The organism is Caldivirga sp. UBA161 (genome assembly GCF_002506515.1).
Classification (GTDB): domain Archaea; phylum Thermoproteota; class Thermoprotei; order Thermoproteales; family Thermocladiaceae; genus Caldivirga.
Genome location: NZ_DAXS01000038.1, coordinates 41,775 through 57,359, shown reverse-complemented (window position 1 = coordinate 57,359; position 15,585 = coordinate 41,775). Strand labels below are relative to the sequence as shown.

At 42.5% G+C, this 15,585-nt stretch carries 17 protein-coding genes; 6 read left to right on the top strand and 11 right to left on the bottom strand.

Annotated elements, in window-relative coordinates; genetic code table 11:
- On the bottom strand, nt 1-445 hold a 445-nt coding region (locus BP896_RS04490; RefSeq protein ID WP_291766150.1), incomplete at its 3' end, for a hypothetical protein.
- Nucleotides 446-937: 492 nt separating this feature from the next.
- Between BP896_RS04490 and BP896_RS04485 the strand changes: the two genes are divergently transcribed.
- Nucleotides 938-2,749 (top strand): ATP-dependent DNA ligase, encoded by a 1,812-nt coding sequence (locus BP896_RS04485; protein WP_291766148.1) that lies wholly within the window; start codon nt 938-940, stop codon nt 2,747-2,749.
- A gap of 106 nt (nt 2,750-2,855) precedes the next feature.
- On the opposite strand, the gene BP896_RS04480 is transcribed toward BP896_RS04485, so the two are convergent.
- Nucleotides 2,856-4,208 carry an FAD-dependent oxidoreductase gene (locus tag BP896_RS04480; RefSeq protein WP_291766146.1) on the bottom strand — a complete coding sequence of 451 codons (1,353 nt, stop codon included), beginning with the start codon at nt 4,206-4,208 and terminating at the stop codon, nt 2,856-2,858.
- A gap of 118 nt (nt 4,209-4,326) precedes the next feature.
- On the opposite strand from BP896_RS04480, the gene BP896_RS04475 reads away from it, so the two are divergent.
- Nucleotides 4,327-5,568, top strand: coding sequence for a glycosyltransferase family 4 protein (locus tag BP896_RS04475; protein WP_291766144.1), 1,242 nt, complete (start codon nt 4,327-4,329; stop codon nt 5,566-5,568).
- Between the two features lie 46 nt (nt 5,569-5,614).
- Complete coding sequence (gene hemC, locus BP896_RS04470) at nt 5,615-6,532, top strand: hydroxymethylbilane synthase (RefSeq protein ID WP_291766141.1); 918 nt, start codon at nt 5,615-5,617, stop codon at nt 6,530-6,532.
- Here hemC and BP896_RS04465 read toward each other — a convergent pair.
- The 5 genes from BP896_RS04465 to BP896_RS04445 all read right to left on the bottom strand — a co-directional run bounded on the left by BP896_RS04465 (nt 6,503) and on the right by BP896_RS04445 (nt 10,534).
- A complete protein-coding gene (locus BP896_RS04465; RefSeq protein ID WP_291766139.1) occupies nt 6,503-6,775 on the bottom strand; it encodes a hypothetical protein in 273 nt (90 codons plus the stop codon). The two genes, hemC and BP896_RS04465, sit on opposite strands and share 30 nt — an antisense overlap.
- Nucleotides 6,775-7,662, bottom strand: a complete 888-nt coding sequence (locus BP896_RS04460) for a CBS domain-containing protein (protein WP_291766135.1) — start codon at nt 7,660-7,662, stop codon at nt 6,775-6,777. Before BP896_RS04460 ends, BP896_RS04465 begins: the two co-directional genes overlap by 1 nt.
- A 128-nt stretch (nt 7,663-7,790) precedes the next feature.
- Nucleotides 7,791-8,849 carry a DNA repair and recombination protein RadA gene (gene radA, locus BP896_RS04455; protein WP_291766132.1) on the bottom strand — a complete coding sequence of 353 codons (1,059 nt, stop codon included), beginning with the start codon at nt 8,847-8,849 and terminating at the stop codon, nt 7,791-7,793.
- A 69-nt stretch (nt 8,850-8,918) separates the two neighbouring features.
- Entirely contained in the window at nt 8,919-9,464 is a 546-nt protein-coding gene (thpR, locus tag BP896_RS04450) for an RNA 2',3'-cyclic phosphodiesterase (RefSeq protein WP_291766129.1), read from the bottom strand.
- Between the two features lie 209 nt (nt 9,465-9,673).
- Nucleotides 9,674-10,534, bottom strand: a complete 861-nt coding sequence (locus BP896_RS04445) for a hypothetical protein (protein ID WP_291766127.1) — start codon at nt 10,532-10,534, stop codon at nt 9,674-9,676.
- Nucleotides 10,535-10,619: 85 nt separating this feature from the next.
- On the opposite strand from BP896_RS04445, the gene BP896_RS04440 reads away from it, so the two are divergent.
- Nucleotides 10,620-11,423, top strand: coding sequence for a hypothetical protein (locus BP896_RS04440; RefSeq protein WP_291766124.1), 804 nt, complete (start codon nt 10,620-10,622; stop codon nt 11,421-11,423).
- A 582-nt stretch (nt 11,424-12,005) separates the two neighbouring features.
- Here BP896_RS04440 and BP896_RS04435 read toward each other — a convergent pair.
- Together BP896_RS04435 and BP896_RS04430 are read right to left on the bottom strand one after the other, a co-directional pair.
- Entirely contained in the window at nt 12,006-12,659 is a 654-nt protein-coding gene (locus BP896_RS04435) for an HAD family hydrolase (protein WP_291766121.1), read from the bottom strand.
- Entirely contained in the window at nt 12,637-13,068 is a 432-nt protein-coding gene (locus BP896_RS04430) for a hypothetical protein (RefSeq protein WP_291766118.1), read from the bottom strand. Before BP896_RS04430 ends, BP896_RS04435 begins: the two co-directional genes overlap by 23 nt.
- An 89-nt stretch (nt 13,069-13,157) precedes the next feature.
- Between BP896_RS04430 and BP896_RS04425 the strand changes: the two genes are divergently transcribed.
- Nucleotides 13,158-13,724, top strand: a complete 567-nt coding sequence (locus BP896_RS04425) for a metallophosphoesterase family protein (protein WP_291766116.1) — start codon at nt 13,158-13,160, stop codon at nt 13,722-13,724.
- On the opposite strand, the gene BP896_RS04420 is transcribed toward BP896_RS04425, so the two are convergent.
- Entirely contained in the window at nt 13,690-13,881 is a 192-nt protein-coding gene (locus BP896_RS04420) for a DUF1922 domain-containing protein (RefSeq protein WP_291766114.1), read from the bottom strand. The genes BP896_RS04425 and BP896_RS04420 overlap by 35 nt on opposite strands.
- A gap of 133 nt (nt 13,882-14,014) precedes the next feature.
- On the opposite strand from BP896_RS04420, the gene BP896_RS04415 reads away from it, so the two are divergent.
- Nucleotides 14,015-14,476 (top strand): hypothetical protein, encoded by a 462-nt coding sequence (locus BP896_RS04415; protein ID WP_291766112.1) that lies wholly within the window; start codon nt 14,015-14,017, stop codon nt 14,474-14,476.
- Between the two features lie 23 nt (nt 14,477-14,499).
- Here BP896_RS04415 and BP896_RS04410 read toward each other — a convergent pair whose 3' ends face one another.
- Nucleotides 14,500-15,492, bottom strand: coding sequence for a phosphate signaling complex PhoU family protein (locus BP896_RS04410; RefSeq protein WP_291766109.1), 993 nt, complete (start codon nt 15,490-15,492; stop codon nt 14,500-14,502).
- Nucleotides 15,493-15,585: the final 93 nt, after the last annotated feature.

Sequence of the window (15,585 nt, the reverse complement as noted above, 5' to 3'; positions counted from 1 at the left end):
TATTGCCATTTAATATAGGAAGGTAGTCGTAATGAGTCCCCTGTTGTATAGGTGGAATAACAAAGGAAGCATGCTCATCAGGGGAAGTTATTAGCATACCATCAAACCTTAAACCTAACATAACGTACCTAGAATTTGGATTAGTGGGCTTGATAAACTTAGATTTAAGTGAATTCACGCGGCCACCAAAGAATTTGACCACAAAAAGAATATTTTCTGGGCCTGCAGGTGGTATTTGCTCGGCATTAATAAAAGAATCGTCAGGAAAGGCACAGACAAGGCCGGTAATTCCACTACTTTGTGATTTAATCAAAACATTACTGCTATTTCTAAGACTATAATTGCGCATGATATTATTAAACTCGTCGTATCCAGCTATTTGTTCTGTGAAAAGATTTCCATACCTATCCGCTAATTTTTTCTCGTTCGTGTAATATAGTAGCATTAATATAATTATTCATTATATTGTTTATAAACTTTGTGCAATCAATTTTGGTGGTGCTTAGTTAAAATAAGGAAGAACCGAAAGTCGTAAATGTTATGAAAGAGTTCGGCTTTCATTGTAACTAATAGCCGCTTTTAATGGCCATTAGTTACTTAGCCTCATTACTTCTTCTTCCTCCTCGCGCCTAGGTTAGGGAGCATGTCTTCCTCTCCCTCGCAACTACTCATAGAGTTCACAATAGGCACCCTCCAACTAGCTTCCTGTAAGTAAAATTCATAAGCCTTATGAATACATAATAAAAGCAATTAAAAACAATTAAAAGCCACATAGAAATGCTACAGACGCTGGCTTCCCGAACCTTGAGGTCTTGAGGGAGGCGCACATGAATACCATAGCGAGGGGTAAAATCACCATAAGTCTTAATACATAATAGTATGATGGCCCGGTGAACTTAACGTAAGGTTAATTAATATCTAGGCTGCTTAGAGAAGCGTGGAATCTGACTTAGAGTTCTCTAATATTGTATCAGTATTTAAGCTGGTGGAGGCTACGACGCAGAGGACGGTTATGGCTAAGGCTCTCTCAAGCCTACTTGTAAAGACGCCGCCGCAGGTCATCGATAAGGTTATATACTTCCTACTGGGTAGCCTTAGGCCTGATTGGGAGGGGGTGGAGCTTGGTTTAGCAGAGAGGTTAACACTTAGGGCAATATCCATGGCCACGGGTTTATCGATTAGGCAAGTTGAGGAATTGTATAAGAAGCTTGGTGATGCAGGTGAGGTTGCTAAGAGGGCTGTGGAGATTAAGAGGAGTAAGGGAGGCGGTGGAACTATATTCGACTTCATTGGTGCTGAATCTAAGAGGAGGCTAACGATTAGTAAGGTTTACGACACATTAATGGCCATAGCTAAAGCATCAGGGGAAGGGGCCCAGGACACTAAGGTTAAGCTATTGTCAAGCCTATTAACTGATGCTGAACCAGATGAGGCTAAGTACATTACCAGGTTCGTAATAGGGAGGCTGAGGTTGGGTGTTGCCGACATGACTATCCTAGACGCCTTATCAGATGCCTTTGATGTTAATAGGGATTTACTGGAGAAGGCCTACCACGTTTACCCTGACCTCGGTAAGATAGCCAAGACGCTGGCTGAGGGGGGTGAGGAAGCTGTTAAGGCGATTAAGGTTACGCCCGGTGTGCCAATACAGCCTATGCTTGCTGAGAGGTTAAGTAGCCCTAAGGAGATTTTGAACAAGCTTGGTGGAGTCGCCATATGTGAGTTTAAGTACGATGGGGAGAGGATGCAGATACATAAGCTTAAGGATGGGACTGTTAAAATATTCAGTAGGAGGATGGAGGATATAACTAACCAGTACCCTGATGTGGCTGAGTACGCCCGGGAGGCAATTGACGCTGAGGAATTCATAGTTGAGGGTGAGGGTGTTGCAGTTGACCCGGATACAGGTGAGTTTAAGCCATTTCAGGAATTAATGCATAGGAAGAGGAAGCATAATATTAAGGAGGCCATTGAGGAGTATCCCATTAACCTATACCTATTTGACGTAATGTACATTAATGGCCAGGACCTAACGGACCTGCCCTTACCTGATAGGAAGAAGGTATTGTTCTCAATAATTAAGCCTCATGAGCATGTTCACCACGCTGACTGGATAATAACTGATGATGCTGATTCACTTGAGAAGTTCTTCCTGGATGCAATATCATCAGGCTGCGAGGGTGTTATGTGTAAGTCGGTTAAGTTAGGTTCAGTCTACGAGATGGGGGCTAGGGGTTGGTTGTGGATTAAGTATAAGAGGGATTATAAGAGTGAACTATCAGACACAATGGACCTAGTGGTTGTTGGGGCATTCTGGGGGCGTGGTAAGAGGGCTGGAACCTACGGTGCACTCCTACTGGCGGCATATGACCCTGACTCAGACCAATTTTACACGGTATGTAAGGTTGGAAGCGGCTTCACTGATGAGGACCTTAAGAAGCTTCCTCAAATGCTTGAACCGTACAAGATACCGCATAGGCATCCCAGGGTTGTTTCAAAAATGGAACCTGACGTATGGTTCACACCAGGCCTAGTACTGGAAATAACCGGCGCCGAGATAACCATGTCCCCACTCCACACATGCTGCTCCACGATGCTTAAGGGTGACGTGGGGTTAGCGATAAGGTTCCCAAGGTTCACGGGTAGGTATAGGTCTGATAAGAGGCCGGAGGATGCTACAACGGTTAAGGAGATTTTTGAAATGTATGGTAGCCAGAAGAAGGTTAAGTTAACTGACCAAGTGCCTTAATTTGAGTTAGTTATTAAAACCCAATTCACAAGGTTTAAAGTGGGGCGTATGAGGGTGGGTCACTTAAGGCGGCTACCCACCTGACACCCCCTTAATCATTATGAACCTAATACTTACCCCTTGATAGAACCCTAGCGGCCACTATTAAGCCATGCCACACAGGTGCGGTTGGCGGTGAGTAGGATAAGTCGGCGAAGAAGAAGTCATCAATAGTTGCCCCCTTACCTATTAAGGCTGCTGCAGTATCAATGTAACCTGCAACAAGCCTATCATTACCAATAACCTGTGCACCAATAACCCTACCAGTACCCTCATCAGCGGTAAGCCTTATTGCTGCGAAACCGCCCTCAGGGTAATAGTGTGCTGTTGTCTTAACCTTAACAGTGGCTGAATATGGCTTAAACCCCCATTCTCTAGCCTGCCTCTCAGTTAAGCCTGTCCTAGCTACGTATAGGTTAAACACCTTAGTTATTGCTGTACCAAGTACCCCTGGGAACCTTAGGAACCTACCCTTAACGGCATTGGCGCCAGCCACTTGACCCATTTTATTGGCTGGTGGGGCAAGGGCAACATACATCCTCCTCCCCGTTATCATACTCCACGTCTCAGCTACATCACCTGCAGCGTAAATACCAGGTACGCTGGTTTCCATGTATTCATTAACGTAGACTGCGCCAGTTTCACCAAGCTTAACACCGGCCTTTAAGGCCAGGTCCACATCTGGCTTAACCCCCACCCCCATGAATACTTTATCAACATTATACTCACCCTTATCAGTTATGACGCTCTTAACTTCCCCATTAACTCCATGAAACCCCATAACCTTCTCGCCTAGGTGTAATTCCACATTATTTTTAATTAACTCATCATGTATTAGCTTAGCTAAATCCTCATCAAAGGTTGAGGGTAAGACATGGGGCATCATTTCGAATAACATCACCCTCTTACCTAAAGCCCTTAACGCCTCAGCTAGCTCAAGACCTATGTAACCACCTCCAATTACGGCTATTTTATCAGCCCTTAAAGCCTCCTCCCTAAGCCTAATTGCCTCATGGGGGAGCCTAAGAGTTAATACACCCCTTAAGTCGCTTCCCTCAATGGGTGGTACTATTGGCTTAGCCCCAGTGGCTAATATTAATGCATCCCACTCATACTTAACCACATTATTACCCTCCTTAACAAGCACCATGCGGTTACTTGAATCCACATCAATGGCTTCAGCATTAACCCTAACATTAATCCTCCTCTCCTTAGCGAACTCCTCTGGGCTATATACCGCTAATTCACTGGCATCCTTAACTACACCACCTATGTAGTATGGTATCCCACAGGGCGCATGGCTGATTAATGGCCCCTTATCAATGAGGGTAACCTCAGCCTCAGGTTCAAGCCTCCTAGCCCTAGCTGCCGCAGATGCACCTGCAGCGCCGGCACCTATTATGACTACTTTCCTAACCATAGGGGATGCAGGCTGCTTTACCTATATATGCATTATTCACCTGGGAGGCACTATGAATTAAGCTGATTTCACCTCCCACGGAAATATTAATAAAATAGGTCCTGTAGCGATTCAGGAGATGCAGGTAGCATTATTCACAATATTATCCTCATTAACTGGAGGGCATGTGAGGATACTGGAGGCTTCCTCCAGGTACCCTAGGAGGCCTACTTTCTTAATACCTAGGAATTACTACGTTAAGCTCCTCAATATGCTTGATACTTACTTCGAGGGGAGGTTCAGGGACTTCGTGGTTAATAATACTGTGGAGTTACCACCAATGGAGATAACGCGCTTCTACGCTTACCCAAAGTATATTTACGATGCGATGAATAACATTAGGAGGGATTTGAATTACTTTGATTTATTCTATGTCCCACATGAGCATGTGGGTATGATGATGCTCCTTAAGAGTATTGGGGTTAAGTGGACCGCGTTACTTCAATTAACACCAGTGATTGGTGCGATTGATGTTGACTTACCCATGAACCCAATAAGGTTAATGTCCCTTAACCTGAAGTTGAACGGTATGGGTTACATTGGTGATAAATTATTTGAATACCTAATAGCTAAGGCAGTGTTATCTGGGGAAACAGTACTATCTGTGTCTAAGTCAATACCCTATGAAATGAGACTCATGGGTTTAAGAGCTAGAGTTAAGGTGCTTGACCCAGGTGTGGGTATTGATGAATCATGCTGGAGGTGTGGTGATAAGGATATTGACTTAGTATTCTTCGGTAGATTAAAGAGAGAGAAGGGGGTCTTCGACTTCATTAATGTCCTAAACATTATGCGTAGGAAAATGGGGCTTAAACCTAAGGTAGTTATAATGGGTGCCGCGGATGATGATACACCAATGATTGTGAAGGCTAGGTTAAGGAAGCTGGGGTTAAGTGAATTCACTGAGGTTAGGGTTAATTTAACTAGGCGGGAATTACTAAGCTACTTAGCTAGGGCTAGAGTGTTCGTGTACCCAACTAGGCTGGATTCAATAGGGTTAGTTATTATTGAGGCTTTAGCCCACAGTGTACCAGTGATTACTTACGATATACCTGCAATTAGGTTTAACTACAGTACTAGGGCTGTTTTAAGGGTCCCATTTAGGGACATTAACTCCATGGCACTCGCTGCTGCTAAACTAATTACAGATGAGGAGTATAGGGAGCGGTTAGCTAATGAGGGCTTAATGTTCATTAGGAAGTTCGACTGGACTAACGTTGCCATTAATGAATGGGAGGCGCTAGGTAGAATAGCATGCGAGAAGGCTGAGGAGGCCGGCGTTAAGGTACCTAAGGTGGCTGGTTCAATCCGCATCATTTAAGTTTATGAAGCAAAGGTTTATCAGTGGGCCATGATTAACATTACTAATGATTATTAGGATTGCCACAAGGGGTTCAGCGTTATCCCTTAAGCAAGCTAAGATAGTTATGGATAGGATACTTGAGTTTAATAAGGATGTTGAGTTTAAACTCATTATAGTTAAGACTACTGGTGACATTAACTTAGCTAAGCCACTTTATGAAATAGGGGTTAAGGGTATTTTCGAGAAGGAGGTTAATCAAGCAGTGTTAAGGGGGGAGGCTGATGTAGCTGTACATAGCCTAAAGGATGTGCCGGCTCAAATAAGTGATAATTTAACGCTAGTAATGACGCCTCCAAGGGATGATCCAAGGGACGCCTTAGTATCTGTAAAGCAGTATACTGTGGATACATTACCCCCCAATTCCATCGTGGGTACATCAAGCCTTAGGAGGAGGGGATTCCTACTTTCCCTGAGGCGTGATGTTGAAGTGAAGCCTATTAGGGGTAATGTTGATACTAGGATTAGGAAGCTTAATAATGGTGAATACGACGCCTTAATTATGGCTGCCGCGGGCTTGGAGAGGCTTAACATTAATGCACATGTGAGTGAAATAAGCCCTGAATTAATGCCCCCAGCTCCTGGGCAGGGTATAATTGGTGTTGTTGCCAGGAGGGATAGGGATGATTTAATTAATGTGCTGAGGCGTAGTAATGATGAGGAGACATTCAAGGAAGCTATAGCTGAGCGTGCTTTCCTAAGCAGGATAGGGGCTGGTTGCCACGTACCCTTAGGAGGCTTGGCGTCACTGAATGGTGATTACATTGACTTTACATATGGTATAGTGGATCCTAATGGTGTTGAGAAGTTCATTAACTCAATTAGAATTAACGCCAGGGATCCTGAGGAGGCTGGTAATGCTGCCGCCGAGGATTTACTGAGGAATGCCCATGGGTTAGTGGCTAAGTTGCTTAAGTATGCCTAATTCCTTAGCGCAGTTAAGGCAGTACCTAATTAACCCGACCCTAACACTATGTACCCTGCAGATTGGCTTACCGCATTTTGCGCATAATGATACGGCAAGCCTTTCACCACACATGTAGCATAGTGTGCTACTGCATATTGAGCAAACGCCCTTGCCTTCATCATAGTCCTCGAGGCAAACATGCCTACCACATATTCTGCAGACTCTGGACGCTTCATTAATTAGGCATATTTCACACTTCATTATCCTAAGGGTGCCAGGTACCTTAATATGTCTGTCCTAGTCACTATGCCCACTGGCTTCTGCTCCTGGTTAACCACTATTAACCTACCAATGTTGTAGCTCATCATTAGCCTCATGGTATCGTAAATGTCCCTATCCCAACTTATTATGGGGACTTCATGCCTCATGTAATCCTTAACCAATGCTGTAAAGGCACCATCACTGAATGCCTTAGCTAAGTCTGAGCTTGTTATTAGGCCTATTAACTCACCATTATCATTAACAACAGGTAATGCCCTAATCTTCCTATCAGCTATTATCTTAGCTACACTTGTTAGGGGTTCATCATACCTAACCACCGCTAGCTCCTTAGTCATAACGTCAAGCACCTTTATCTTCGGTATTGCTAGGAGCTTCTTAATCACTATCACTAATTCCTTAGATAATGAATTATCCTCAAGTACAATGCCTTCAACAATAATCCTAGCGTTTATCGTTGGACCAATCCTAACATTATCGCCTGGGTGAATTGCCTTAACATTACCAAGGATCTTTATTACAGCCTTACTCATATAGGGATTAAACACATTCACTAATTCAATACCCGTGGCGTAAACGTTAATAGGCTTACCGTTTACGAATATTTGAGCGATATCGTTAACTGGGTTAATAACCATTGGTGATTTAACGAATTCAACAGCCTTCTGGGATGGTATGAATCCGCCATATGGCCCAGTTTTACTATCGACGAGGTTCATTGCCTTTAAGGCAACCATAATGTTCCTTATAGTACCCTCATTCATCCCTAGCTTATCGGCAATCTCCTTACTCTTAATCGGCCTCTTATGCATGTTGTATAGCTCCAGCAACGCCTCCACTACCCTCATGTATGTTGGTGGGAAGCTCATTCATACCAATAGTCAATATCTGGTTTATAAAATTATCTGACTATTAACATAACAGTAGAATAACTCGCCTAAACTGTTTACTGCAGTTAAGGTATCGGTAATGTTAATGAATCACCACGTTAATTAGACTACTGCGGCTCACCATCAATAAGCCCCTCCTCAGTTATTTTAAACGTCGCCTCACTCTCAGGATGCATTGGTGAGTCAAGGATTCTGGCAACCCTAATGTTCTCCTTACCCTTCCTTAGCCAAATCCTATACGTGGCTCCATGAGCTATAACATTACCTCCCGCCGGCTTCAATGGGTTACCGAAGAACATGTCCGGCTGCGCAATTACCTGGTTAGTGACTACCACGGCTGCATTATATATGTCAGCTAATTTAAGTAATTGAGCAATGTGGTGGTTAAGCTTCTGCTGCCTCTCAGCAAGGTTCTCCCTACCAGGGTACTCTGACCTGAAGTGGGCTACTAATGAGTCAACGACTATTAGCCTAATGTTCTCCTTGGGAATTATCTTCTTAGCCTCATCAATTATAAGCATCTGGTGGTCACTGTTGTAGGCTCTTGCATAGAAAATGTTCTTTAAGGCCTCCTTAGGGTCAAGACCCCTATACTTAGCTATTTGAACAATGCGTTCAGGCCTAAACGTATTCTCAGTATCAATAAATAATGCCCTACCCTTCAACCCACCCTTATCCTCAGGTAGCTGAACCATTACTGATAATTGATGGCAGAAGTTAGTCTTACCTGACCCGAATTCACCAGCAAGCTCAGTTATGGCCCTGGTCTCAATACCACCACCAAGTAGTTCATCAAGTGCCTTAACGCCTGTTGTAATGTATTGAACATTCCTCTTACGCTCATAGACCTCAAGGGCGGTGACAAAGTTATTTAAGCCAACCAGCCTCTGGGCGGCTGCAATGATTTGCCTAGCCCTATCCTCACTACCAAGTATCTCCTCAAGCTCCTTAACACCAGCGTAGGCTACATCTAAGGCCGTATTATAGCCTGATTCCCTCAACTTCTGGGCCGTAACCCTACCAACACCCTCTATTTCTTCAACATCATAGGACTGAGGCTGGGTAACAGTGGTCACTGGCGCCGCTGACGGCTCGATGCCCTCCTCATTACCAATAGGCTCCTCCACCTCCTCACTAGCCTTCTCCCTCCTCTTCACCTGTGGCATACTTACTCAAACTGAAGATGATGGTAATGCTTAAAAACCTAACTCTAATGATTGCACCCTCCTTAACCCTCACTTAAGCTTAGTGACCAGTAGGTTCTCGTATATTGGCCCCCTTGGGGTTAACGTACTCTTCTTAAGTATTACTGAATCCACATTTTGCCACCCAAAGTCGAATTCCCTCCATTGATTAATTAACTTACCCAACACGCTAGCCCTACCCCTAACCCTAGCCACAGTTATGTGGGGTGTGAACTCCCTTTCATCACTAACCCCATATTTACCCACTAATTCCTCAACGGCATTATGAAGCGCCTCAAGTTGATCCCTGCCTTCCTCAACACCAACCCAAATAACCCTTGGTGATGATATTGATGGGAATGCCCCAGTACCCTTTACATGAATCCTGAAGCTGCTGAAGCTTAATGCGCTTAAATTATGTATAATTTCAGGGAGTAAATTATCCTTAACCTCACCTAGGAAGCGTAGGGTTATGTGCAGGTTCTCATCCTCAACCGGCTTAACATCGGCACCACTACTGGACACTGCATCCCTAAAGGCAATTACCTTACCCTTCACCTCACTTGATAAGTCCACGGCTACGAATAACCTAACCATGTTAATTTATCACCCCAGGGAGCAATTAAAAAGTATTGCATCATTAGCTTGAAACATCATACTTTTTAACTTGAGTGTAAGTAATGGCGTAAATTTAAGTGAATTCGCATTTGCATTAACCATAAGACTAAATAATTGCATCATATATCATGTGTAGTAACATTAAGCTACACTCATTAAGCGGCCAATACTCAATACCTCACTTATTGTTAAACTAAGTCACTTATTTTCGCGTCTGAAACAGGGAACTTAATGTTCCTCCTCCTATTAACTATGCCTGGATTGGTTAATTCAATGAAGCCTAATCTCTCAAGAACCTTAAGCAACCTCTGAATTAAGTCAGGGTTAGTACCCCTAGCCGTGTCCTCAATTAACCTAAGTAACCCAACGCTCCAATACCTATTCAAGTACTGTCCAATTGATGAAACCAGCCTAGTGGCTTCCTCAACACTTATCCTTAACTCTGACGCAACTAATTGTGATAATTGGCTAAGAGTTAATTGAGATGGATCAATAGCCTCATTGCCAGTACCCTGAACCTGCTCCTCAACGGCAGGCTGATTAACTGTAACACTACCTTGCGTTACCTGCTCAATTTGCCTAATAGGTGTGGCCTCACTTTGATTCCCCTGACCCTTAACCTCAGTTTCAACGCCTTGAATCTGTACATTAGTGGCTTCCTTAACTTCATTAATTACCTCCTCTTCCCTCTCAACAGGCTCCTCACTGCCAAGAACATCCAAGAGCGTCTTCTGCCCCCTTATGCGTTTACGTTGATTAACCTTAACACCTTCCTTCCTCTTAGTTTTACCCTGTATAATTATTTCACTGGGCAGTTTGAGGTCAAGTGACTTACCCATAAACTCAATGTTAACATTAATCAGTGGTTCAAGAGGACCTAGTGTTAAGTCCCTTTGCCTCTCTTGAATAAGCCTACTTAGGGATAAGTAGAGTGTGAGTAAGCCTATGTTGTTCTCTAGGGCCCATTGCCTTAATTCACTTAACTTAACGCTACGCTTCCTCTGAATGTATGCAAGTATTGTTCTTTTAACGTTATCCAAATCCTCCATTCCCTAACCCTACTATTAGCAGCAATGCACTTAATAAAGCTTACTTAAACGGTAATTGTTTAAAGTTAACTCAGCCTAGCTACATGTGGCTGAGGATTTAGCTAGCTTAGTTTCAACGCCTAGGAGGATTTCACTACTTGCACTACTTGAGGATGGACCTAAGAGTGTTCAGGAGATTACTAGGCTTGTTCCGCACATGCCATTATCCATAATAGTGTATGATCTTGAGCAGATGAGGGCTAGGGGTATTGTGGTTAAGAGGAATGGTAAATATTTCATAACCGATAAGGGCTCTGAATTACTTAGTAAGGTTCCAAGTGAATTCAATAATATGCTGCGTGGATTATCAACATTTTATAAGGTGCTTAACTTAATTTCATTAAGGTCAGCCTGGGTTTACTTATACTACATTAATCCATTAATACTATTGGCAATATCAACACCACTGGTTCTGCTTAGTGTGTTAATGTCATGGATTACTAGTGTTAAGTTAATCCTCTTATTCCCCTATGTTGGCCCAATGCTACCATGGTACGTTACTTTAATTTCCCTACTCATTTATGTGATGATGGATTATGTTATTTCATATAGGTTGAAGCCGATTATTATTCACCTTAGGGAATTAGCCAATGTAATGGTTTCACTAGTCCCTATATCTGTGTCGGTAAGCCTAATAAGCCTACTCTACTACTTCACTGCTCATGTGACGGAACAAGTCCTAATACCATTCTACATTATTAGTTACCTAACACCAATAATGTCACTAACCATACTAGCCACCTTAACTGCATTAGACACCGGTGTTCCATTTGAACACGCTGCTATAATATACTTAGCCATACTATACATACCCTCAAGCATAGTGTATTTAACAATAATGAACCTCTAACTCCCTAACTAATTCATCTCACAGGCTATAGTACTTAACCCTTAACTATTATACCATTTCACTAATTAATGGATTGAATAATCAGTAAGTCCATTAACATAAATGCGGTAATGATTTAAATTAAGTTAAAAACTAAAGGAGTGGAAACTTAACGGGCTATTAATCATAGCGTGCCTTAATGGGCAGTTGTACTCCCCTTAAAGTAACGTTATTGCTGACGGCTCTTCTTGGCTTTAGGGGCTTACATCATCTCTCTGGAGCCCTTCATGGGATTGGCATTACTGCTCAGCACCCGCCGTCAGCATTGGGTAGTGCATATTTGCGAGTAATAAGTAGTAAATATGGGGTGGAATTCGTCTTCAGGGGTAAGGTATCTAGTCATGGGGAGGTAAGTATATTTTTACATGCTGAAAAGAGTTCTTTGAAAAGGCAAAGGAACTTTATGAAAAAGATGAGGAGGTAATAGTAATTGCCCTTACAGAAGGTTGAGGAGGGCTTTAGAATCTTAGCATTAAGTGCCAATGTTGATGATGTATTAGAATTCGTAAGAAGAATGTGAATGCCGGCTAGGTTATTAGCTTCTTAGGCATTAAGCCCTATTATTACGTTAAGAGCATTAAGTAGTACGCATAGGTTATCAACGATTAATGCATCCTTGAATTGAGTAATGTAATTAATCATCAGTGGGTTAACCACTATTACTATTGCCCTTAAGTTTGCCCTTAAGTAAGCCTCATAGTCATGTATAGTGTCTCCTACACCTACAACATCTCTTGGTTCATTATTCATTAACCTAAGCGCTTTAATTACGGGTTCTGGATTAGGCTTACCCTTATCCACATCATCACCTGTTATAATGTAATCCACTAGGTTAATCATGTTAACTGCCTCAAGCACTGAGTATGCTGAAACCCTGTTTGATGAAGTAACGACACTTAGCTTAATTCCCGCATCCTTAAGGCCCTTGAGCAATTCAATTGCACATGCCTTGGGTTTAGCTAAACCCACGAGGCTCTTGAAATGGCTGTTCTTCCTCTCCAATAGCCTCTGAGCCAGCTCACTATTACCCTCAGTTAACTCCAGGGCTATTTCAGGAGCCCTCTTACCTAATAACTGCTCAACATTAATACGTGCCTGTATACCTAAATCCCTCAGGGCCATTCTCCATGCCTCGCCATGAATTACTGCAGTGTCCGCTAGGGTTCCATCCAGGTCAAACACTACCCCCTTTAGCATGTATATCCTCCCCAATGCAATTGGCTATATTCCTAAGCATTATTAGTACAACACCCAATGCTTTACTGTACTCAGGCTTAGATAATTCCTTCAATAAGTCATTAAATGAAACCTCAGGTGCGTTAAGTATCTCAGCGTTATTTAGGCTCTTACTCATGCAGTTTAGGGAGTAGGTTAAGGTTACGAGCGCTGATGGGTTTATTAGGCTTAGCATGTTCAGTATCTTCGTTAACTTATCAACTAAGTCAATTACCTTAGGTTCAGTTAGTAATCTAATGAATGATGTTAACGTGGATGATAAGTCAACGTCAGCTAACACTGATAAGCCTGCCTTATCAAGCTTATCCTCAATCCTCCTCATCACCTCCAAGAGCTCCTTCAATTCCTCACACTGGCAATTGCAACTCATGCTTAATATTCAGAGGGCTTAAATTATAAAGATTCCCAGAGCCATTAATAGGGTATGGTTTTAATAACTGGAAGCCCACCAGTAACTGCATGATTAGGTTAGCTGTAATAGGTGATACTCACATAGTTAATGGCGGATTACCTGATAATTGCCTAGTGAAGTTCATTATGAATGGGCACTTCAACATAATAATCCATACTGGTGATTTATCTAATGAACAGGTTTTAAATGATTTAAGGAGGTTAGGTGAATTAATTGCGGTTGCTGGTGAAAGCGACGCAGTACCATTGCCGGATAAGGAGTTACTTGACCTTGAGGGTTTAAGGCTCCTTATTATTCATGGCCACCAAAAGGAGGCTAGGTTACATTTAAGGAGGCTAGCCCATTACTTTAACGCTAGATTAGTGTTAACTGGCCATACTCATAGGGCAATGGTTGAGAACCTAGGTGAATTAATAGTAATTAACCCTGGCTCACTCATAGGCCCTAATGGTGAAGATGGAACCATGGCCATTGTTAGCTTGGATTCAGGCCTAATTAAGGTGAGGATTCAGGGGTGTGGGTGGTTTAATGAGTATGAGTTCGGTAGGTTAATAACGAGGGCTGATGAACTCACTAAGCCTAATGATGGGGTTGAGCCAGGATCCTCCTTATGAGCTCACTGGCCTCCCTACCATTCCTAGCCCTAGTAATTATAGTGCCTTCACTTATCCTAAACCTACTACCGCAGTAGGGGCACATGTGGCTTACTGAACCAAGCCTCACTGCTGAGGGCATACTACACTTAGGGCATCTGACAATTAAGTACTCCATGGTGTTGAATTAAGGGGTAGGATAATAAACCTTTCCACGAATGCTTAATAAATATGCATTAGCCGGCTCATTAATGGCTAATTCCAGTAATCTCATTAATCTCCCGGGCTTTAGAAGGGTGGAGCTCAGCGATGTGATCTTACTTATATTGAATGAATCTAAGATGGAGGCTTTAAGGCTATTCATGATACTGTACCTACTAAGGAATCACCTTGGGGTAAGTTATGAGTATCCACCATGGTACTCAAGTGACGTTTGGGGTGAGTTAAGAAAGTTAATTAATAATGGTTTAGTTAATAGGTATAGTGGGGATAAGGGGATTACCATGGTAGCTATTACTGAGGGGGGTGTATCTAGGATTAATAGTTTAATTAAGGAGTTAGGCGACTCAATGGTAATTATTGGGTCAGCGCTAATAATGAAGATAAGTGACCTAAGGCTTAAGATTAAGGAGATTACGCATACCTACGTTAACATGCCCCTTAGGGCACTAGCCTCAATTGCCCTTTCAGACGCAGCCCATGAGCGATACTACCTTGGAGATAGGTCAATCGCATCAAAGATGCTTTGGGAAGCATCAAGCATAATACTTTAATTAATTCACAATATCATGCTACTTCACGATTCATTAAGCTGACTATTATCTTCATTAATCTCCTTACTGGGTTGCCTCTTGGTGACTGATCTAACGTAATTTGAGAATGTTGCCTCAGCTATATCCACTGATAGGGCTATTATCAACTGTAGTTCATGCATTATCCCAGCCATCTCCTCACCGCATGGTTTCCTCACCAGATTAAACATTCTATTTAATAACTCCTCCCTACTCATTATTACCTTCAGGGCCTGTTCCTTGGAGCCGGATTGATAGGAATTTATTGCCCTAAGCGTGTATGACCAAACATCCTTAATCCTATTGTTAAGCTCCTTAATGCATTCAGGCTCAATCTTCTGCATTCTCTTAAGGGTTCCCGCCGTCCTATCTAAGGCATCAGCAACATGCTCCATATTCTTCACTATTATTGTATCATCTATTGATTCCTTAGGATCCCTGAAGGATAACTTCTTAATTGTCCTTAAGGCTAGGAAGTAAAGCTTATCAACTTGATCATCCATGCTTACTGCTTCATCAAGTAATGAGGAGTCGCTGGATTCTAGGTATGTTGATATTTTATCAAACATGGCATTAAGTATTGTTGAGGTGCTGTTTATAACCATTTTAAGGTCAATGTTGGTTTCCGATGTAGCAACCTTAACCATAATACCCTCCTCACCCTCAAGTATTAGGGAACCAGGTAGCTTGGATTCAATAATCTGGTAGGCTCGCCTAATGCTTTCCCTAGGGCCCTTAACCATTATGTCGTCAAAACCCTCTATGTACCCAGCTATTATTATCCTCATGGCTTCATCGGAACTATCACCTGATGATAATACTGCAGTGTTGCTTGAACCATGTTCAGAGACAACAGGCTTTATTATTAACATATCCTCCACTGCCTTAACCTCTATTAAGTCCCCAAGCCCAATATTCAGTGAATCAAGCCACTGTTTAGGTAACGTTACCCCTATGCTCTTCTCCCCAATTCTAATAACCCTACGGTACATTGACATGGGCTCCTAATCTATTCACCAGTTAAAAATCTTTACTCTAGAACACTCCTAAACACTCATATTAATTCGTATTAATTTCTCAGTATTATGCAA